Here is a 19,165-nt window from a genome sequence, read left to right on the forward strand (position 1 = left end):
TTGTGATCTTTCAAGTCCGTGGTCGCGAACGACCTTTGATCTGGACAACAAACCAATTGAAACGATCTTGAACGGTTACAGAAAATCCTTGTCGGGCCGCAACTCAGAGTGACAGGGCACTTTAACGACCACTGATCGATGGCCGGCGGCCTGAGCCGTCTTCACACGGTGAAATAGCTCAATGCCATCAAGCAATTATTGGAGGCTGTCATGCACGGGCGGTAGGATAAGCCCTGGCAGCCATTAGTCAGCCGGTCATTTTTGACCGCAGGTCTTCAGGGAAAGGGGGCACTGTCATTTTTCAACCGGTTTTCAGGTGTCCCCATGCTAAATCCCACATTGACCCGCTGGGTGGCTACACAGCACAGCCGTCAGTTGATCCTGCGCCTGCTCCCGGCGATTGCGGCGCTGGCGCTGTTAATCGGCCTGGGTTGTTACTTGCTGATCAAAAACGCCCTGAGTCAGGATGCCGATGTCCAGCAGCGCTCGCGGATATTCATTGCCCGTACCCTTGATCAGGTGCGCAATGAAGTGGGCCGCAACATCATCAACTACAGCAAGTGGGGCGAGGCCTATAAGAACCTGCACCTGAAAGTGGACAAGGTCTGGGCCGATGACCAGCGTAATGTCGGCGACATTCCGTTCGACCTGTATGGCTACAACGCGGTGCTGGTGGTCAACCCGCAGGACCAGACCGTCTACTCAGTGATTGATGGCAAGGCGTCCAACGTACAGGCCAGCCAGTGGCTGCAAGGCGACCTGGCCGCGCTGCTGGCCGATGCGCGGGCCACTGACAAGGAAGAAGGCAGTATTGTGCGGGCCATGCAGGTGGGCGATACCCCGGCGCTGGTGGCGGCGGCCACTATCACGCCGGGCTGGGACCCGGCGATCCAGGCCACTACCGGGCCGCCATCCGTGATGATTTTCGCGACCCTGCTTGATCGCGACGAGCTGGCACATCTGAGCGAAACCTATGGTTTGCCCGCCATGACCCTGGCAGCCAGTGCGCTGCCCGGTCAGGAGTCGATGCGCCTGCCGGACTCAACGCTGCTGTTGCACTGGACGCCGCCCCATCCGGGTATGGACCTGCTGCGCCAGACCCTGCCGCTGTTCATCGCGGCGGTGCTGGCCCTGATCGGCGTGCTGACCGTGCTGCTACGCCACGCCCTGGCGTCGGCACGGCAGATTGATGCGCAGTTCGAGGCACTGCTGCGCAGTCAGGCCGAAGCCCGGCACCTTTCCCAACATGATTTTCTGACCGGCCTGCCCAATCGCTATCAGCTGACCCGCCACCTTGGTGATCTGCTGGAGCAGACGCCGGCTCGCCCGCTGGCCTTGCTGTATCTGGATCTGGACCGGTTCAAGCCGGTCAACGACGCGCTGGGCCATGCTGCTGGCGATCAGGTGCTGCAGGAAGTCGCGCATCGTTTGCAAGCGCAACTGGGCGAGCAAGCCATGGCTGCGCGACTGGGCGGGGACGAATTCGTGGTTGTGCTGCAGGGCAATCCGGCACCTGCCAGCCTCGATCAACTGTGCGCACGCCTGATAGGCACACTCAGCCAGCCGATCAGGCTGCAGGAGCGCGACGTGCTGATCGGCGCCAGCATCGGCATCGCTTTGGCCCCGCAACAGGCGCATACCGTCAGCGAACTGCTGCGCCTGGGCGACCAGGCGCTGTACCAGGCCAAAACCGCCGGGCGCAATACCTGGCGGATCTACACCGCAGAGCCTGGCTGACGCCTTTGGCTGTCTTGCTTAAAGCCGGAACTTGCCCACCAGGCCATTGAACGACACGGCCAGGCGCGACAATTCCTGACTTGAAGCGCTGGTCTGATTGGCACCTGCGGCGGTCTGGGTCGACAGGTCCTGGATATTGACCAGGTTACGGTCCACCTCACGGGCCACATGGGCCTGCTGTTCGGATGCCGTCGCAATCAACAGATTGCGATCGTTGATTTGCGCGATGCTCTGCGCGATGCGCTCCAGTGACTGACCGGTGGCCTGGGCCAGGGTCTGGGTCTCGCTGGCCAGGCTGCGACTGTTGCCCATGGCCCGCACGGCCTGGTCAGCGCTGCTCTGCACCGAGCCGATCATGGCTTCGATTTCACCGGTGGACGCCTGGGTACGCGCGGCCAGGGCGCGGACCTCGTCGGCGACCACGGCAAAACCGCGCCCCTGCTCGCCGGCACGGGCCGCTTCGATGGCCGCGTTGAGCGCCAGCAGGTTGGTCTGTTCGGCGATGCCGCGAATCACGTCCAGCACCTTGCCGATCTCGCGCACCTGCCCTGCCAGCTCTTCGACCTGGGTGGTGGAGCTGGAAATCTCGGCACTGACCGTGTCGATGGCCTTGACCGCGTTGCGGGCCTGGTCACGGCCACTGGCTGCTTCGTCACTGGTGAGCTTGGAGGCATCGGAGGTCGACATGGCATTGCGAGCCACCTCTTCAACGGCGGCAGTCATTTCGGTCACCGCGGTTGCCGCCAGCTGAATTTCATCGTTCTGACGGGTCAGGCCGCGGCTGCTTTCTTCTGTAACAGCATTGAGCTCTTCAGCGGCGGAAGCCAGTTGGTCGGCTGCGCTGGCAATCTGCTGGATGGTGCCTTTCAGACCGTTTTGCATATCGCCTAGGGCCGCGAGCAACTGACCGGCTTCGTCGCGACGGGTGCTGACAATGGGCTGGGTCAGGTCGCCACTGGCGACCCGTTGGGCGCTGATCACAGCGCTGGAAATCGGTGCGCTGATGATCCGGCTGATGAATAGACCAAGAGCGAACGCGGCGATAAAGGCGATGGCGATACCGATATACAGGGTCAGCTTGGCCGAAACCTCTTGCTGGGTGGCATCAGCCGCACCTTCACCGATCTGGCGGTTGTTCGATTCGACCATGATGGTCAATTCGTCGATGACTTTGACATAAGCACGGTGTACATCGGCATCGATGAACGCACGGGCGGCTGCCAGGTCACCCGAACCGAGCAGGGTCACAGCGCGATCAACCAACGCCTGATAGGCCGGCCAGTCCTGCTCCATCTTGTCACCGGCTGCGCGCTCGTCGTCGGCCAGCGGCGTGGCGCGATACTGGGCAAAAGCTTTCTCAGCCGCACTGCGGCTTTCACGCATCTTGCCGATGATTTCATCGCGAGCGCTTTGCGGCGCATTGGATGCATAGGCGGATACCAGGCGATACAAGTCGCGACTCTGAGTGACCGCGCTGGTCTTGGTTTCGGCGGTCTTGGCCACCGAGATGAGGTTATTGGTGAACACCGAGCGCAGACTGTCGGACAGTTCGCCGATACCCCGGCTGCCTATCAGGCCCACCACAAGAGTAATCACGGCGCACAGCGCAAATGACAGCAGCAGCTTGGTCGAGAGTTTCGCGTCGTAGAACCAATTCATACGCAGAGCCTTCCAGAGATCATCAGGGTTGAACCAGGCACGGTTTGCCAAACGTGTGTTCATGACGCTATCGGCCACGTTCGATCAGCGTTGAGGGATGGACGAAGGTTTTTCTGCCGTACGGTCATCGGCGCAGAGGCTGGCGGTCGAGGAAATTTTCACACTGGCCGGGTTACCATGGCCGCCCAATCTGTAGAGAGCCATAAACCCGGATGTGCGCTGCAATCAATGCAACCTGTGCGTTACCCAGTGTTCTTGCAGGCCCGATCCTGCGTCGTCAGGAGAGCAACCGGCTGGTGTTGTGGCTGGTCGGCTCACGGCCGCTTGCACCAACCCTGCGGCTGTTATTCAGCGATGCTCAGGGCCAGCGGCAGCAGCACGACTATGCCCTGAACGACGAGCAGTGCCAGGTGATCGCCATCGGTCGCCATGCCTTTGTGCACCTGATAGACCTGCAACTCGACAACCCGCTGCCGTGCGACGTGCAGATCGACTATGACCTGCTGCTCGACGAAGCACAGGCCTCGATAGCGAACTGGGCGCCGCATTTGCTGTATGCCGGTGCCGCGCTGCCGAACTTCGTGATTCGCAGCCGGATTGATCACATGCTGCATGGCTCGTGCCGCAAACCGCACCATCCGGCCGCCGAAGGGCTGCTGTGTGCCGACCGTTTGCTGGCCGCCGGGCCCAGGCCGCAGGAACGCCCGGCCCTGCTGATGATGAGCGGCGATCAGGTCTACGCCGACGACGTCGCAGGCCCCATGCTGCGTGCGATTCATGCCTTGATCCAGCGCCTGGAGCTGTTCGACGAACAGCTTGAGGGCGCGGTGGTGGACGACAGTATTCAGCTCTACGACCACCCGGCCAGCTATTACCGCCGCGCCGAGCTGCTGCCGGCCCTCAAGAGCAACGAAACCCTGCGCGAACGCTTCTTTGGCGGGGTCAACAAGCCGGTGTTCACCAGCAGCAACGCCGATAACCATCTGGTGACCCTGGCCGAGATCATGGCCATGTATCTGCTGGTCTGGTCGCCGGTGCCCTGGACACTGATCGACATCAGCGCGCCGCAACTCGATGAGCAGCGCCGCGAGCGTTATCGATATGAACAGCAACTGGTCGATAGTTTCAGGCAAGGGCTGCAAGGCAGCGCACGGGTCATGGCTCATTTGCAGTGCCTGATGATCTTCGATGACCACGATGTCACTGACGACTGGAACCTGTCGGCCAGTTGGGAAGAAACCGCCTATGGCCACCCGTTTTCGCGGCGCATCATCGGCAATGCGCTGGTCGGCTATCTGTTGTGTCAGGGTTGGGGCAATAACCCGGACGTCTTTACCGAGGCCACCGAACAGTTCCATGCCCTGAGCTGCCGCGCCATGAATAACGACGGCATGCTCGATAACCAGACGCTGGACGCGCTGATCGACAGTTTGCTGCGCTTTGAGCAATGGCACTACGTGTTGCCCACCGAGCCTGCGCTGGTGGTGCTCGACACCCGCACCCGGCGCTGGCGCAGCGAGTCGAATCTGGCTCAGCCTTCCGGGCTGCTCGATTGGGAAGCGCTGTGCGAACTGCAGCAGGAATTGATCGACCACAAGAGCGCGATCATCGTGTCACCGGCACCGGTGTTCGGGGTCAAGCTGATCGAGGCCATCCAGCGAATTTTCAGCTGGTGCGGCTACCCGCTACTGGTCGATGCGGAAAACTGGATGGCCCACCGCGGCGCGGCCCAGGTGATCCTGAATATCTTTCGGCATTCACGCACGCCGGGCAATTACGTGATTCTGTCCGGCGACGTGCACTACTCGTTTGTCTACGAAATCCTGATTCGTCATCGCAAGGGCGCGCCGCATATCTGGCAGATCACCAGCAGCGGGATCAAAAATGAATTCCCGCGGCGTCTGCTGGCTATATTCGACCGGCTCAACCGCTGGCTATACTCACCGCGTTCCCCACTGAACTGGTTCACCAAGCGGCGCTTGATGAAGGTCATTCCGCGCACGCCGGAACACAGCAAGGCCGGCGAACGGTTGTGGAACTCGGCAGGTCTCGGCCAGGTGTTCTTCAATGAACACGGGCAACCTACCCTGATCAACCAGCTCAATGCCGACGGCACCCCGCCGACCCGCTTCATGGAGCCGGATCAGGACCAGGAAGGTCTGGACCGTAGTTGGTTCAATGAACCCGGGCAAAGTCAGCGCTGAACCTTATGGCGCTTGGCCCGGTCGATAGCTCACTGGCCAGGGGCTCCCTGGCATGGCTTCCTGGAGAACAGCAAGTGATATCCAACCCACGTATCGCCAGGCTCAATGCCTGGGGCGCCCACGGTTTCACTGCCACCGGCGTGGTTCTGGCGTTTCTGGCCACCATTGCACTGTTCGAGAATCAGCCCAAAGCCTGCCTGTTATGGCTGGGCGTGGCGCTGATCGTGGACGGCGTGGACGGCTCGCTGGCGCGCAAGCTCAATACCAGTTCGGTGCTGCCGCATTTCGACGGTTCTACCCTGGATCTGGTGATCGACTACCTGACCTACGTGTTTATCCCGGCGCTGTTCATCTACTGGTATATCCCGCTGCCCGATTACACCAAACTGCTGAGCACCTCGATCATCCTGGTGTCATCGCTGTTCTGCTTTTGCAACGTCGACATGAAAAGCAAGGACAACTACTTCCAGGGCTTTCCAGCCGCCTGGAACGTGGTCGCGCTGTGCCTGTTCATCCTGCCGATATCACCTTGGGCAACCTTCCTGACCATCGTCGCGCTGGCACTGCTGACCGTGACCCGGGTGAAGTTCCTGCACCCGTTCCGGGTGCGTCGCTTCATGCCGCTCAATATTGCCGTGACCACGGTATGGCTGGTGTGCAGCGGCTGGCTGATCATGACCCACCCCCATGAAAGCGCAGTGGTGATGGGGGTATGGCTGCTGATGTCGGCTTATTTCCTGGGCGTGTGTATCTGGCGCACCTCGCTGGAATGGCTCGGGCGGCTCAAGGGCTAGCCTGCGGATCTGGCTGCCTGGCAAAGCGGTAAGTGGCCAGGCAGCACATTAATAACCCTGCGCCAGCCAGTAGCCCGCCAACGATGCCAACATTGGCCACGCCCAACTGACTGCTGACCACACTGCCCAGCAGCGCCCCGCCACCGATGCCGATATTGAAGATGCCGGAAAACAGCGACATCGCCACATCGGTGGCATCCGGCGCCAGGTTCAGCACTCGTGCCTGCTGAAGCAGGCCGAAACACATCATCGCCACGCCCCACACCACGCCCAGTGCCGTAATCGCCGCGGTACTGGCCGATACCGGCAGCAAGAGCAGCAGGCACAGTGCAAGAACACTGATGGTGCCAATCAGCAGGCCATTGGGGAAGCGGCTGCTGAACAGGCTGAAGATGACCGAGCCGATGATTCCGGCCCCACCGAACACCAATAGCAACAACGTGGTCATTGCACCTGACAGATGGGCGACGGTCTGGGTAAAAGGTTCAATGTAGGTGTAGGCAGTAAAATGCGCCGTGACCACAGTTGCGGTCAGCACATACAGCACGACCAGACGTGGACGCTTGAACAGCATCGGCAAGCTGCGCAACGAGCCGGAGTTCTGGCTGGGCAACAATGGCAAGGCGCGCCAGATCAGCAATAGCGTCAGGCCCGACACGCCTGCAATGACCAGAAACGTGGTGCGCCAGCCCAGCGCCTCGCCGAGCATGCGCCCCAATGGAATCCCCAGCACCATGGCCAGCGAAGTACCGGTGGCCAGCAAGCCCAGCGCCTGCACTTGCTTGCCTGGCGGTGCAACACGCACTGCCAGCGATGCGGTGATCGACCAGAACACCGCATGAGCAAAAGCGATCCCGACCCGGCTGACCAGCAACATGCCAAAGCTGCTGGCAACGGCCGATACCAAGTGACTGAAGACAAATAACCCGAAGAGCGCAATCAATAGCTTGCGCCGCTCGATATTGCGGGTGAGCAGCATCATCGGCAGCGACATCAGCGATACCACCCAGGCATAGATGGTCACCATCAGGCCGACTTGTGCAGGCGTCATAGCGAAGCTGTCGCCGATATTGCTCAACAGGCCGATGGGCACAAACTCAGTGGTGTTGAAGATAAAAGCTGCCAGCGCCAGCGCGATTACGCCAAGCCAGCTACCGCCATGAGCAGTCGTGGTTGTATTCATCAGGGATAGGCAACGCTCGATCAAAACGGCCAGGCACTGCGCCCGACACCATTACGTACAGTCCGTCCCCCTGCAACCAGACAAGAAAAAACGCCACGCAGCACACCGCGCTCATGGCCTGCGCCAGAACGAAGCATGGAGGGGTGGATTCTTGTGGGTATGGGACACCAGCGGACAGCGCAAAGTCTACGTGCGCACAGGCATCATCACAACCGGCTCATCAATTGCGTTCGCCACAATGCATAGTTGCAGGTGACGGCATTTACCGACCGGGTACCAGACGGTCAGACTGTCCGCAGTCGAACGCCGGGAGTCTGCATGTTCACCACCATTCTGGTTGCCCTCGATGGCAGCGCGCAAAGCATCAAGGTTCTTGAGCTGGCCAGTTCGCTGACCGGTCCCGACACCACGCTGCATCTGGTGTGTGTAGTCGACCCGGCCTATGCGCTGGACAATCCCGACGATGCCTTTGAGCAGCAACAGTACCCCGCCGCCGCTGCTGAGCAGCATCACGCGCAAGACCTGATCGAGCAGGCCCGGCAACGGCTTGGCCTGGCCTGTGTGCGCACCACATTGAGTGGCGAACCGGCCGAGGCCATTTGCGCCGAGGCACGGCGCATCGGCAGTGACCTGATTGTCATCGGCCACCGCCACCTGTCATTTCTTGGCCGGTTGCTCGACCCGTCAGTGGGCAGCAAGGTGCTCGATGCTGCGCCCTGCCCGGTGCTGGTCGAGGTTCGTTAGGCCTTTTTGACGAACTCGGACTTGAGCTTCATCGCGCCGATACCGTCGATCTTGCAGTCGATGTCGTGGTCACCCTCGACCAGGCGGATATTCTTGACCTTGGTGCCGACCTTGACCACCAGCGACGAGCCCTTGACCTTGAGGTCTTTGATCACCGTAACGGTGTCGCCGTCCTGCAGCACATTGCCGGTGGCGTCCTTGATGACTTTGACATCGTCAGCATCACCCGCATCACCCTCGGCAGACCATTCATGGGCGCACTCCGGGCAGATCAGCAGGCTGCCATCTTCGTAGGTGTATTCGGAGTTGCATTTCGGGCAGGACGGTAAGCTCACAGCAGTTCTCGCATCAAAGGGTGGAAAAACCATGAAGTATAAAGGGTTTTTACCGCCTTCGGGAAAAGCACGGCCTTTTGCCGCACCGGTCTTGCACTGCACCACGGCCTGACGGCAAGCTAGAGCGCGGATCAGATCGCAGGAGCGCCGTGATGCCTGACCATCTTTTCGAGCCTTTCCAGGACCTGGCCAGCCTGTTACTGCCGCATACCCGTGCAGGCCGCAGCGACGCGGCCCATGATCTCTCACATCTGTTGCGGGTCTGGCGCAACGTCTGCGCGATTCGCAATCATGAAGGCGGCGACCCGCACATTCTGGTGGCAGCCACCTTGCTGCACGATTGTGTCGAGGTGGAGAAAAACTCGCCGTTTCGCAGCAGCGCCTCGCGTTTGGCGGCGGCCAGGGCCAGTGAACTGTTGACCGAAAAAGGCTGGGACGAGCAGCGTGTCGCGGCCGTCGCCCATGTGATTGAAGCCCACAGCTTTTCTGCCGGCATTGCGCCACAGACCCTGGAAGCGCAGATACTGCAAGACGCCGACCGCCTCGATGCGCTGGGCATGGTCGGCGTGGCGCGGATGTTTCATGTCTCAGGCCGGCTGGGCAGCCGCCTCTACGATCCCTTCGACCCGCAGGCCGGTAAGCGGACACTGGACGATCAGCAGTTCGCCATTGATCACTTTCAAACCAAGCTGCTGCATTTGGCCAAAGGCTTCCAGACCGCCACCGGGGCTCGAATGGCCAATGTTCGTCATGCCCGGATGCAGCGCTTCGTTGAGGAACTGCTCGAAGAGATCGGCGCACAACCGCCTGTCGCAAAATCAGATTTTTGACGTCAAACAAAGACTTACTGCTCTGGATGTCACAAAGACATCATCAAACAGCCTTATAAACGGACAGCTCTACAAGTCCGCTGATAGGGGTCTGCGCTGTGAAAAAATTCCTGGCTCGTGTATTTCGTCGCTCCTCGAAGACGACGTTGCTGCGCCGTTTCAGGATTACCCCCAGGCTGGTGCTGTGCCTGGGTTTTTCGTCGGTGCTGACCGTCGCCCTCGGCGCGTTTTGCCTGCTACAGATGCAGGCCATCCGTAATCAGGGCGAAGCGGTGCAAAGCGGCTCCCTGCCCAGTATTGCCATGGCCGATGCGCTGGCCATTGCGCTGGTCAAACTGCGCGCCGAATCAGCGCGGCTGGTGGCCAATGCCGACGACCCCGGTGCGGTGATCAACAGCAAGATCAACGTCGAGCAGCTCAGGAACGAGGTCGAAAAGGGCTTCGAAGAGTATCTGGCACATGCCAAACCGGTGGCCGAACGGGACTCGATCAAGGCCCTGCAAGACGCTTACAAGGCGTTCATGCCCGCCTTGCACGACCAGATGGCGCTGATTGAGCAACGTAACCTGCCCCAGGCGCGAATGCTGGCCGACACGACCCTGGCGATCCAGGGCGACCTGATGGACATGCAGGTGCAACTGCTGCGTGAACTCAACCGCCAGAGCGCGGCGGTGGCGGTGCAGATTGCCGATGAAAGCTACGCCCAGACGCGCATCATCGCCCTGGTGGCGATTGCCGGCGTGCTGCTTTTGACCTTGCTGCTGGCCTGGCGCCTGAGCGTCAGTATCATCCAGCCCATGCGTGATGCATTGCATATCGCCAATACCATTGCCGAGGGCGACCTGACCGAACACGATATCGACCCCGGCACCGACGAGCCGGCGCAGTTGCTCCATACGCTGGAGCGCATGCGCAGTAACCTGCACAGCACCATTGACCAGATTTACGCCGCAGCCGGTCAGTTGTCCGAGGCGGTACAGGAAATGGGCAGCATTGCCGAAGCCAGCGCCAGCAACCTCAAGCTGCAAAACACCGAGATCGAACAGGCTGCGGTGGCAATCAACCAAATGAGCCAGGCAGCGGTCGAGGTGGCCGATAACGCCAGCACTACCGTGAACGAGTCGCAAGCCTCCAGCCAGGCGGCGGCTCAGGGGCAGGAACGGTTGTCGGCGACCATCGTGTCGATCAAGGACCTGACCGACAACGTGCTGGACTCCTCACACCAGGCAGAAGGTCTGGCCGAACAGACCCAGAGCATCAGCAGTATTCTGGATGTGATCCGTGCGATCGCCAACCAGACCAACCTGCTGGCCCTCAACGCCGCCATTGAAGCGGCGCGGGCCGGCGAGGCCGGGCGCGGATTTGCCGTAGTGGCCGATGAAGTGCGCTCACTGGCGCAACGTACCAGCGCATCGACCACCGAGATCGAGGACTTGATCAGCGGCGTACAGAAAAGCACTCAGGACACCGCCAACTCACTGCGCCATACCGCTACCCAGGCCAACCAGACCCTGGAACAGGCGGCCGCCACCGGCGAAGCACTGACAGTGATCATCAGTTCGACCACCACCATCAACGGTCGCAACCTGCAGATCGCCAGCGCAGCCGAACAGCAGGCCCAAGTGGCCAATGAAGTGGACCGCAACCTCAACAGCATCCGCGACCTGTCGACCCAGACTGCTTCAGGGGCCAGACAGACAACCGTGGCCAGCAATGAGTTGTCGATGCTGGCCAATGATCTGAATAGCATGGTGCAGCGGTTCGTGTTGTAACGGTACGGGTCAGGCGCCAGCAATGTGTTGTCTGGCCTGGCGCCCTCACAACCAAGACGGAGCGCCGCCCGGTCGTTCCCACCTCAATCCTGACTTGAAATACGGTGGGAACGAGCTCGCTCGTGAAGGCTTTGGAAGCCGCTTTAGCCGCAAACGGTCAAAGCGGGCGCAGGCGGTACTGTGGCGGCAACTGGTCCATGCCGCTGACGGTCGCATTGAGGCTCTTCCAGCGGCCGTCCTTGATCCCGTAGATGCAGCCATGCACCGACAGGCTCTGGCCGCGGTGCCAGGCATTCTGCACGATGGTCGTGTGGCTGACGTTGGCTACCTGCTGGATCACATTGAGCTCACACAGACGGTCGACGCGCTCTTCTTCGGTCGCCAACTTGCTCAGCGCTTCGCGGTTCTCGTAGTACAGGTCACGGATCGAGCGCAGCCAGCCGTCGATAAGCCCGTACTGCTGGTCCTGCATAGAGGCGCGTACGCCGCCGCAGCCGTAGTGACCGGTGACCAGAATGTGTTTGACCTTCAGGACATCCACTGCGTACTGGATGACCGACAGGCAGTTCAGGTCGGTGTGCAGGACCACGTTGGCCACGTTGCGGTGCACGAATAGATCGCCCGGCAGCATGCCGACGATCTCGTTGGCCGGCACCCGTGCATCGGAGCAGCCGATCCACAGGTATTCGGGGGTCTGCTGGCGAGCCAGCTTGGCAAAGAAGTCAGGGTCTTCCTGCTTGATGGCCTCGGCCCAGCGTTCGTTGTTGTCGATCAATTCTTGTAGTGCGTAGGTCACGGCTCGATACCTCAGAGATGATGCTCAAGGTTTGACTGGCGCAATCGGCGCCGGGTCACGGCGCCGGTCGATTGGACGGAATCTTCTACCCGCGGGCCGGTCCACCCTGCATACCCCGCCTCAAGAGGATTGTGCCATGAGCGAGCAACGCCGACCGTTTCACGCCGAACAACCGGAGCCCATCGACGACATTCAGGACCGCATGGGCTCAATGGAAACCCTTGACTTCGATGACGACGACACGGCACGTATTGGCGACGAACTGCCTGGGCCAGAGCGGCAGCAGGCGCTTCCCGAACGTCGGGTACGTGAAGCGGGCCTGACCGGTGCCTCGACCGCTGATCATCACTCGACCGACGATGACCTGGCGCCAGAGGTGTTGATCCGCGAAGATGGCGCCCGGTCGCCAGCGGAGCCCGGTGCAGACCACCCCGCCGACTTTGAACTGAGCGTAGCTGACCAGGCCGACATCGGCGCCGGCCACGGGCTGGATGAAGAGGAGCTGGCGAATCTGGACCCGCTTGACGGCAAGCGCGAGTGATCAGTCCAGCAAGGTGCAAGCCATGACCACCGCGTCTTCACGCCCGTCAGCAGACGGGTAGTAGTCGCGACGACGACCGACCTCGTTGAACCCGTATTGCTCATAGAGCCGGTAAGCGGGTCGGTTGCTGTCGCGCAACTCCAGAAAGCACTCTCTGCCGTTGAGCTGGTAAGCGCGCTTCATCAGATGATCGAGCAACCGGTAGCCCAGGCCACGACCCTGATTTTCCGGCTTGACCGTGATGTTGAGCAGATGCGCTTCATCAATGATGACCTGGATGACGCCATGGCCAACCTGTTGTGCACCGTCGAACATCAGCCAGACTTCATAGGACTTGAGGGCATCGAGGAAGATGCCACGGGTCCAGGGATGACTGAACGCTGCGTATTCGATCTTCAATACCGCATCCAGGTCCGCCTCGGTCATGCGGCGAAAGGTAATTGCATCACTCATTGATCGTATTCCAGCGCGTCATCAGACGCCGCATTGCCTGCCAGACGTCAGCCTTGCGCTGCGGCTCGTCCATCAACAATTCAAGGCTTGGCAGCGCCCAGGCCGAACCCAGGCCTTCGACCTGAAGCTCACGATAAAACGCCTCGCCATCGGCCTCCCCGGCAAAACGCACCGCCGGCAAGCCAATCAGCCACAGACAGGCGCAAGGCTGGTCTTCCAGCCGTGCGGCGACGAACCCTTGGACAAAATCCCGCGCCGCTTCCGGCCCCTGGTCCATTTGCCCCCGTACCAGCAACGGCCAGCGTACCGGCTCGCCAATGATTTGCGGGCTGTCGGGCAAGTCGGCAGCACGCAGCATGTCCTTGAGCAGCAGGTACGACGGGTCACGACTCTGAAACGGCTGGCCGGTGGATAACTCGACCAACAGCAGGCAATGCCCGGCGCGCAATAATTGCAGGGCAAAACGTGGCGGGGGAACCGCCGCAGCCCTTGGCGCCGGCGCGGACTCAGCGTCATCTTTGCTGGCCAGCGGTTTGGGCGCGGCTTTGTGGGTGGTCGATGAGGGGCGCGGGACTTCGATTTTGGGCCGCTCGGACGGCTGCCGGGCTTGCGGCGCTGCCGGCGCGGCATCGCTGCGCGATACAGCGTCATTGGCTGCACTGGCCGGTGGTACAGCCTGGCTGTTGAGCGGTTCTGGCTCAGGCTGCCACTCCAGCAGTTGCGGCCGCGAAGGCGCGGCGAAAGGCAGTTCGGTGCGCGGCAGCCAGCTCACCACTTGCATGGCGCTCAGATAGTCGCGACGACGAGACTCGTTCAGCAAAAGATCGGCCACTTGTGGATAAGTCAGGCGCGCAAGTTTAGGGACTCTGGAAGTTTACTGCCAGTGCTGTTCCACCCACCGTTCATCCGCTTGGCCACAGATTGCCGTGTTCCGGCGCAAGGTTGATCTGCCGGGGTGAAACCTTGCAGTGTTGATGCAGTACAATCGGCGCCTTTCATTTGCCAACGGTCGAGCTTTTCATGATCGAACCCAAGCGAGTCCTGCGCGCCCTGGCCGAACACTGGTCGCTGCTCGAGCCTCTTTGCGAGCATTTCGACCAGGGCACCATGAGCCTGAGCGAGCTGCGCCAGCAACTGGCAGGCCAGCAGCAGGAAAGCACCCCGCAAGATATTACCCACCTGCTGGACGTCTGGATTCGCCTGGACATCCTGGTGCCGGTCGCCAAAAGCCCGAACCGCTTCGAACTCAACGCACAGATTCATGACTTCATGTCTTACCTGCGCCGCGAGCACCGGTTGGGCCTGTGCCTGGAAATAGAAGCTTATCTACGCCACTTGGAGCGTCTGGCCGGACACATCCAGGATGCTTTCGACATCCGCGATGCCAACGACCTGGCTCGCCAGTTGCGGCTGCTCGACATGCGCGTGCGCGACGTGCTGAAAAAGCTCGGTAACGACGAGCAGGCACTGGTGGCCGTGGCCGAGCGGGCCAAGACCAGCGACCGGCAGATTCCGCTGCGTCAGCGCTATGCCGAGGTACTGGCGACCTGGGACGAATACGTCGAGCCGATGATCCAGCTGGTCGCGGCCGATGGCGCGTTCGAACAGGGCGTGCGCAAGGTCGAGAAGGTGCTGTTGCGCCTGCTCACCGAACAGCAACGCCTCGGCCATCTGGTGGACGACGACATGCTGCTGCGCACCCATGCGCGCATTCTGGAGATGCAGACCAACGCGCAACTGACTCTGCGCCATGCCCGCGAACTGCTGCTGCCGCTGCGCGAAGAAGCGCGCCGGCACAATGCGGTGACCCGTGGCGCCGCGCTGGCCCTGGCGGCCATCCGGCGTAAAGGTATCGATGCCGTACCGCAGGCGGCCATGCCGATGTTTACCCGGCCGCAAAGCACCTTTCTCGGCAGTGCCAGCCAGGTTGAAGCCTATGTTTATGCCTTGGCACGCTTCGAACCCAAACCTGCGAAGTTTCCCAAGGCCAGCAGCACCCGCAAAGGTGAACCACCTCGGGCACCGCGCACGGTCAAGGAAATGCTGGAGCGCTGTGAAAGCGCACTGCCGTTGCCGGACCTGATGAACTGGCTGCTGGAACAGGAGCCCGATGGCGCAACCGACGAACTGCTGTACTGGTTCTCCCGCCTGTCGCGCGACAAACGCTTTGCACGCCAGCGCCTGGAGCGCCGCGAGTATTTCACCCAGGAGCATCGCGTCAGCCTGCGCTCCTTCGCCCTGCTGTCTGCCAACGGCGAGCAGCCAGAGAATTCCGAGAGCGTCACTCATGCATCTTGATCTGTCTGAAATGTCCCAACTGGCTCCGATCTTTCGCGAGCTGTTCAAGGGTTACCACATCAGCCGCCGCGACCCGGAGCTGTATGCCCAGTTGTCCAATGCTCAGGACCAGTACCGCACGCTGTTCAAGGCGCTGGGCTTCGAGCTGGTCTGCGACACTCGCGGCTTCTATTACTTCGTGCCTGAACAGGCTGCCGCGCAGGTCAACAAGACCGCCCAGCGTCTGGCGCTGTTCACCTTCATTCTGGTCGAGCATCTGGCCGACCAGGGCCGCGACCCGATGAACGTGCTCGATGGCGGCAGCCTGGGCCGTGATGAACTGCCTTCGTTGCTGGACAAGTACCGCGACCTGTTTCTGCAGGCCGAAGTACAGACCCAGGAAGAACTTGAAGAAAAGATCATGCGGCGCATGACGCAACTGGGTTTTGCCAACGAAGAACTGGGCATCTATCGCTTCCTGCCGCCGATGCACCGCTTCCTCGATGTGTGCCTGTCGGTGCAGCAAGACCGCGACCTGGCCGCCACGCTGCATAGCGACCTGCCGCTGCCGACGCCGATCCTGGTCGACGATGACAGTGACGAGAAGCTGCTGCACACCGACGACCCGCTGGACCTTGCTCCGTTTGATGAGCAGGAAACCGAGGAGCAGGCGCTGGCCCGCGCCATTGCCGAAGAACAACAGGAGATCAATGCATGAGCCAGGAACGCTACGGCATCCGCCGCTTTGCCCTGCTCAATACGGCAGGCTACAGCCTGGGGCTGTTCCCGCTGGAACATCCGCTGTCGGTCTATGGCGCCAATAACCTGGGCAAAAGTGCGTCGATCAACGCGTTGCAGTTCCCGATTCTGGCGCGCATGTCAGACATGAGTTTCGGCCGCTACAACCTGGAACAATCGCGGCGCTTCTACTTTGCCTCGGACACCAGTTACATTTTGGTCGAAGTATCACTGCCCCATGGACCGCACGTGATCGGCGTGGTCGGCCGCGGCCCGGGCGGCGGCTTCGGTCACCAGTTCTTCGCCTATGCCGGCAGCCTCGACCTGGCCCATTACCAGAAAAACGACACCTGCCTGCGTCAGAAAGAGCTGTTCAACAACCTTGAAAGCCATGGGCTGAAAGCCTACGAACTCAAGCCTGACGAGCTGCGCCGGCTATTGGTCGGCGGTCATACGTCGATTCCGCTGGACCTGACCCTGATTCCGCTGCGCTCGACCAGCGAACAGAGCCTGAAGACCTTCCGCGCGCTGTTCATCAACCTGCTGCACATGCGCGAGATCACTGCGGCGAAACTCAAGCAGTTGTTCCTCGATGCGTTCGAGCACAGCCTGCGCTCCGGCAACGTGGACTATATCGCCGCCTGTGAAGAAGCCTTCCGCGATGTACGACGCATGGAGCAGGACTATAACTCGCTGGTCCAGGCCGGCCCGCTGGTCGAGGCCCTGGCCAATGGCGTGCGTCAGCGTGATGCACTGCGCGGCAAGCTGCATCGCCTGTCGCCGCTGCTCGACTCGCTGCTCGGCACCTGGTCGGATTATTCCGGGGCACGCAAGGAAGAACTGGTCATCCAGGCAGAGCACTACCGTGCCCAGCAAGACGTCATGCAGAACGACCAGCGCAACAGCACTCAGGAACTGATGCGGCTGGAACGTGAGATCAGCAGCATCCAGCGCTGGCTGGGTGAGTTGTCAGTTCTCAAGAACCGCTTCGCACTGGTCGAGGACGCCAAGGTGCTGGAGCAGCAGTTGCTCGCAGCCAAGGATGCCCACGACGAACTGGCCGGCGCCCTGGCGCAGTCGCGGCAGTTCAGCGCCGAGGATCTGGAAGAGCGGCTAAGGGATCTGGAAAAACGCCTCAAGTCGGTCAGGCAGCAACTCGACCATGCGGACAACAACAGTTATGCGCGTCTGCGTGAAGAGTTCTCGCAACCGGATGTCGAACGCTTGATGCGTCTTTTCAATGGCGCGCTGTTCAGCCTGCCGCTGGGCGAACAAGGCATCGCCATAGACGACGGTGATGTATGGGTCAAATCGCTGGAAGCCTTGCTTGATGGCTTCAAGGGCGAGCAATTCGAAGTACCGGGCCTGTCGATCAACTTGTCGAGCATCGAGCCACCGGCCTTGCAAGCGCTGGCCGACCGCGCTGCATTGCGTGATCAGAAAGACCGCCTGGAAAAAGAACTCAAGCAACTCAAGACCCAGCAATCCGTGGCAGCCGACCGCACCGCCAGCAAGAGTCAGACCGAAGCCCTGTATCAGCAGGTCCTTGATGCACAAAAGGCTCTGGAAGATTTCCGCCGCAGCCAGACCCTGAGCGCTGAAGAACCGGGCAAGCTCGAAGAACTGGCGCAGATGGAAGCCGCTCAGGACGAGCTCAAGCGCTCCAGCGACGCCTTTACCGAGCGTGTCCAGCAGTTGTCGGCCAAGCTGCAACTGGTGGCACGCCAGATCGGCGATCTGGAGGCCAAGCAACGCACCCTCGATGACGCGCTGCGTCGCCGGCAGTTGCTACCAGCCGACTTGCCGCTGGGCACCCCGTTCATGGAAGCGGTCGACGACTCCATGGACAACCTGTTGCCACTGCTCAACGACTATCAAGACAGCTGGCAGGCCCTGCTGCGCTGTGACGGTCAGATCGATGCGCTGTATGCCCAGGTGCGCCTGAAGGGCGTGGCCAAGTTCGACAGTGAAGAAGACGTCGAACGTCGTCTGCAGTTGTTGATCAATGCTTATGCCCACCGTAGCGACGAAGCACTGACGCTGGGCAAGGCGCGCCGGGCGGCTGTTACCGATATTGCCCGGACCCTGCGCAATATCCGTAGCGACTACGAGAGCCTGGAACACCAGTTGGCACTGTTCAACCGCGAGATCAACCGCCGACAGGTTTCCAACCTGGCAAGCTTCCGCATCGTGCTGGCACCGAACAAGGAGGCGCTCAAACACATCGATCAGATTATCCACAGCGCCGGCCAGTACGAAGAAGGCGAGACCCTGTCGGTATTCGACCTGAGCCAGAGTGCCGAGCAGGATCACAAGAACGAAGAGGCCAAGGAGTATCTGGCGCGGCTGGTGGCAGCGAACCATAACCAGCTGGGCCTGAAGGACCTGTTTGAACTGGCGTTCGAGATCACCAAGGTCAACGGCCAGCCGGTAATCCACACCGACATCGACGGTGCGGCCTCGAACGGCACGACCATGACCATCAAGGCACTGACCAACATGTACTTGTTGCTGCACTTGATGGACCGCGACTTGGCTGGCCGGGTGCGGCTGCCTTACTACCTGGATGAAGCAGCAGATATCGACGAGAAGAACCAGTCGGCACTGCTGGAAACCAGCCAGCAACTGGGCTTTGTGCCGATTCTGGCGAGTGTGAAGCCTCAGGTATCAGCGCATGTGGCCATTGACCTGGAAGGCGGTAGCGGGCCGCATGGCATCTACATCGATGAAGCGGACTGGAAGTACATTCAACGCCGTGAAGAGCCTGTGAAGGCTGAGGCGGTGGTGGAAGCAGAAGAAGCGCTCTGAGTTCAGAGTGTTGCCGGGACCGCCCTTCGGGGCGGTCTTTTTTTGTCTGCAGGATCGGCCGGGCGGCGATCCGCTTCAGCCACAAACAGCTTCGCGAGCAAGCTCGCTCCCAGCCATGCATAGCCGGCATGTTTTCTGCGCGCAAAAGCAAAACCCCCGACCGCAATGCGATCAGGGGTTCTGTGTTTGAATCTTGACGATGACCTACTCTCACATGGGGAAGCCCCACACTACCATCGGCGATGTATCGTTTCACTACTGAGTTCGGGATGGGATCAGGTGGTTCCAACACTC

The 19,165-nt window shown here is 60.8% G+C and carries 16 protein-coding genes and 1 rRNA gene; 10 read left to right on the plus strand and 7 right to left on the minus strand.

Annotated features, from left to right (window positions below):
- Positions 1-324: 324 nt before the first annotated feature.
- Positions 325-1,737 (plus strand): diguanylate cyclase, encoded by a 1,413-nt coding sequence (locus NJC38_RS25500; RefSeq protein WP_253117683.1) that lies wholly within the window; start codon positions 325-327, stop codon positions 1,735-1,737.
- An 18-nt stretch (positions 1,738-1,755) separates the two neighbouring features.
- On the opposite strand, the gene NJC38_RS25505 is transcribed toward NJC38_RS25500, so the two are convergent.
- The gene (locus NJC38_RS25505; RefSeq protein ID WP_253117686.1) at positions 1,756-3,396 is read right to left on the minus strand and encodes a methyl-accepting chemotaxis protein; all 1,641 of its coding nucleotides are present in this window, start codon (positions 3,394-3,396) and stop codon (positions 1,756-1,758) included.
- 212 nt (positions 3,397-3,608) lie between these two features.
- Between NJC38_RS25505 and NJC38_RS25510 the strand changes: the two genes are divergently transcribed.
- Positions 3,609-5,600, plus strand: a complete 1,992-nt coding sequence (locus NJC38_RS25510; protein ID WP_253117689.1) for an alkaline phosphatase family protein — start codon at positions 3,609-3,611, stop codon at positions 5,598-5,600.
- A 74-nt stretch (positions 5,601-5,674) separates the two neighbouring features.
- Positions 5,675-6,394 (plus strand): phosphatidylcholine synthase, encoded by a 720-nt coding sequence (pcsA, locus tag NJC38_RS25515; protein ID WP_253117692.1) that lies wholly within the window; start codon positions 5,675-5,677, stop codon positions 6,392-6,394.
- On the opposite strand, the gene NJC38_RS25520 is transcribed toward pcsA, so the two are convergent.
- Positions 6,384-7,577 carry a sugar transporter gene (locus NJC38_RS25520; protein ID WP_253117693.1) on the minus strand — a complete coding sequence of 398 codons (1,194 nt, stop codon included), beginning with the start codon at positions 7,575-7,577 and terminating at the stop codon, positions 6,384-6,386. The genes pcsA and NJC38_RS25520 overlap by 11 nt on opposite strands.
- Positions 7,578-7,895: 318 nt before the next feature.
- Between NJC38_RS25520 and NJC38_RS25525 the strand changes: the two genes are divergently transcribed.
- Positions 7,896-8,321, plus strand: a complete 426-nt coding sequence (locus NJC38_RS25525) for a universal stress protein (RefSeq protein ID WP_253117695.1) — start codon at positions 7,896-7,898, stop codon at positions 8,319-8,321.
- On the opposite strand, the gene NJC38_RS25530 is transcribed toward NJC38_RS25525, so the two are convergent.
- Positions 8,318-8,689, minus strand: coding sequence for a zinc ribbon domain-containing protein YjdM (locus NJC38_RS25530; protein WP_253117698.1), 372 nt, complete (start codon positions 8,687-8,689; stop codon positions 8,318-8,320). The two genes, NJC38_RS25525 and NJC38_RS25530, sit on opposite strands and share 4 nt — an antisense overlap.
- A 119-nt stretch (positions 8,690-8,808) precedes the next feature.
- Between NJC38_RS25530 and NJC38_RS25535 the strand changes: the two genes are divergently transcribed.
- The gene (locus NJC38_RS25535) at positions 8,809-9,486 is read left to right on the plus strand and encodes an HD domain-containing protein (protein WP_253117700.1); all 678 of its coding nucleotides are present in this window, start codon (positions 8,809-8,811) and stop codon (positions 9,484-9,486) included.
- 146 nt (positions 9,487-9,632) lie between these two features.
- A complete protein-coding gene (locus NJC38_RS25540; protein WP_253117712.1) occupies positions 9,633-11,258 on the plus strand; it encodes a methyl-accepting chemotaxis protein in 1,626 nt (541 codons plus the stop codon).
- Positions 11,259-11,415: 157 nt separating this feature from the next.
- Here the strand turns inward: NJC38_RS25540 and can are convergent, their stop codons facing one another.
- Positions 11,416-12,054, minus strand: coding sequence for a carbonate dehydratase (can, locus tag NJC38_RS25545; RefSeq protein ID WP_253117703.1), 639 nt, complete (start codon positions 12,052-12,054; stop codon positions 11,416-11,418).
- A gap of 136 nt (positions 12,055-12,190) precedes the next feature.
- Between can and NJC38_RS25550 the strand changes: the two genes are divergently transcribed.
- Complete coding sequence (locus NJC38_RS25550; protein WP_253117705.1) at positions 12,191-12,595, plus strand: serine kinase/phosphatase; 405 nt, start codon at positions 12,191-12,193, stop codon at positions 12,593-12,595.
- Here NJC38_RS25550 and rimI read toward each other — a convergent pair whose 3' ends face one another.
- Positions 12,596-13,048: a ribosomal protein S18-alanine N-acetyltransferase gene (gene rimI / locus NJC38_RS25555; RefSeq protein WP_253117706.1), complete on the minus strand. Its 453-nt coding sequence runs from the start codon at positions 13,046-13,048 to the stop codon at positions 12,596-12,598. It lies immediately after the preceding gene.
- Positions 13,041-13,868: an energy transducer TonB gene (locus NJC38_RS25560; RefSeq protein WP_253117714.1), complete on the minus strand. Its 828-nt coding sequence runs from the start codon at positions 13,866-13,868 to the stop codon at positions 13,041-13,043. Before NJC38_RS25560 ends, rimI begins: the two co-directional genes overlap by 8 nt.
- 200 nt (positions 13,869-14,068) lie before the next feature.
- Here NJC38_RS25560 and mksB point away from each other — a divergent pair, with 200 nt between their 5' ends.
- Genes mksB through mksF form a run of 3 tightly spaced genes read left to right on the plus strand, consistent with a single transcriptional unit; the run spans position 14,069 to position 18,871 of the window.
- Positions 14,069-15,346, plus strand: coding sequence for an Mks condensin complex protein MksB (mksB, locus tag NJC38_RS25565; protein ID WP_045483483.1), 1,278 nt, complete (start codon positions 14,069-14,071; stop codon positions 15,344-15,346).
- On the plus strand, positions 15,336-16,043 hold the full coding sequence (gene mksE / locus NJC38_RS25570) for an Mks condensin complex protein MksE (RefSeq protein ID WP_045483486.1): 708 nt from the start codon (positions 15,336-15,338) through the stop codon (positions 16,041-16,043). The genes mksB and mksE overlap by 11 nt, the downstream gene beginning before the upstream one ends.
- On the plus strand, positions 16,040-18,871 hold the full coding sequence (mksF, locus tag NJC38_RS25575; RefSeq protein WP_253117708.1) for an Mks condensin complex protein MksF: 2,832 nt from the start codon (positions 16,040-16,042) through the stop codon (positions 18,869-18,871). The genes mksE and mksF overlap by 4 nt, the downstream gene beginning before the upstream one ends.
- 191 nt (positions 18,872-19,062) lie before the next feature.
- Here the strand turns inward: mksF and rrf are convergent.
- Positions 19,063-19,165: ribosomal RNA gene (rrf, locus tag NJC38_RS25580) — 5S ribosomal RNA — on the minus strand; the annotation flags it as partial.

Source organism: Pseudomonas sp. 21LCFQ010 (assembly GCF_024129905.1).
Lineage (GTDB): Bacteria > Pseudomonadota > Gammaproteobacteria > Pseudomonadales > Pseudomonadaceae > Aquipseudomonas.

Bases quoted from the DNA above. Each gene is read 5' to 3' on its own strand.
- NJC38_RS25505 (WP_253117686.1), bottom strand. From the start codon at position 3,396: ATGAATTGGTTCTACGACGCGAAACTCTCGACCAAGCTGCTGCTGTCA.
- NJC38_RS25510 (WP_253117689.1), top strand. From the start codon at position 3,609: ATGTGCGCTGCAATCAATGCAACCTGTGCGTTACCCAGTGTTCTTGCA.
- mksF (WP_253117708.1), top strand. From the start codon at position 16,040: ATGAGCCAGGAACGCTACGGCATCCGCCGCTTTGCCCTGCTCAATACG.
- mksB (WP_045483483.1), top strand. From the start codon at position 14,069: ATGATCGAACCCAAGCGAGTCCTGCGCGCCCTGGCCGAACACTGGTCG.
- NJC38_RS25530 (WP_253117698.1), bottom strand. From the start codon at position 8,689: ATGGTTTTTCCACCCTTTGATGCGAGAACTGCTGTGAGCTTACCGTCC.
- mksE (WP_045483486.1), top strand. From the start codon at position 15,336: ATGCATCTTGATCTGTCTGAAATGTCCCAACTGGCTCCGATCTTTCGC.
- rimI (WP_253117706.1), bottom strand. From the start codon at position 13,048: ATGAGTGATGCAATTACCTTTCGCCGCATGACCGAGGCGGACCTGGAT.
- NJC38_RS25525 (WP_253117695.1), top strand. From the start codon at position 7,896: ATGTTCACCACCATTCTGGTTGCCCTCGATGGCAGCGCGCAAAGCATC.
- NJC38_RS25500 (WP_253117683.1), top strand. From the start codon at position 325: ATGCTAAATCCCACATTGACCCGCTGGGTGGCTACACAGCACAGCCGT.
- NJC38_RS25550 (WP_253117705.1), top strand. From the start codon at position 12,191: ATGAGCGAGCAACGCCGACCGTTTCACGCCGAACAACCGGAGCCCATC.
- NJC38_RS25535 (WP_253117700.1), top strand. From the start codon at position 8,809: ATGCCTGACCATCTTTTCGAGCCTTTCCAGGACCTGGCCAGCCTGTTA.
- NJC38_RS25520 (WP_253117693.1), bottom strand. From the start codon at position 7,577: ATGAATACAACCACGACTGCTCATGGCGGTAGCTGGCTTGGCGTAATC.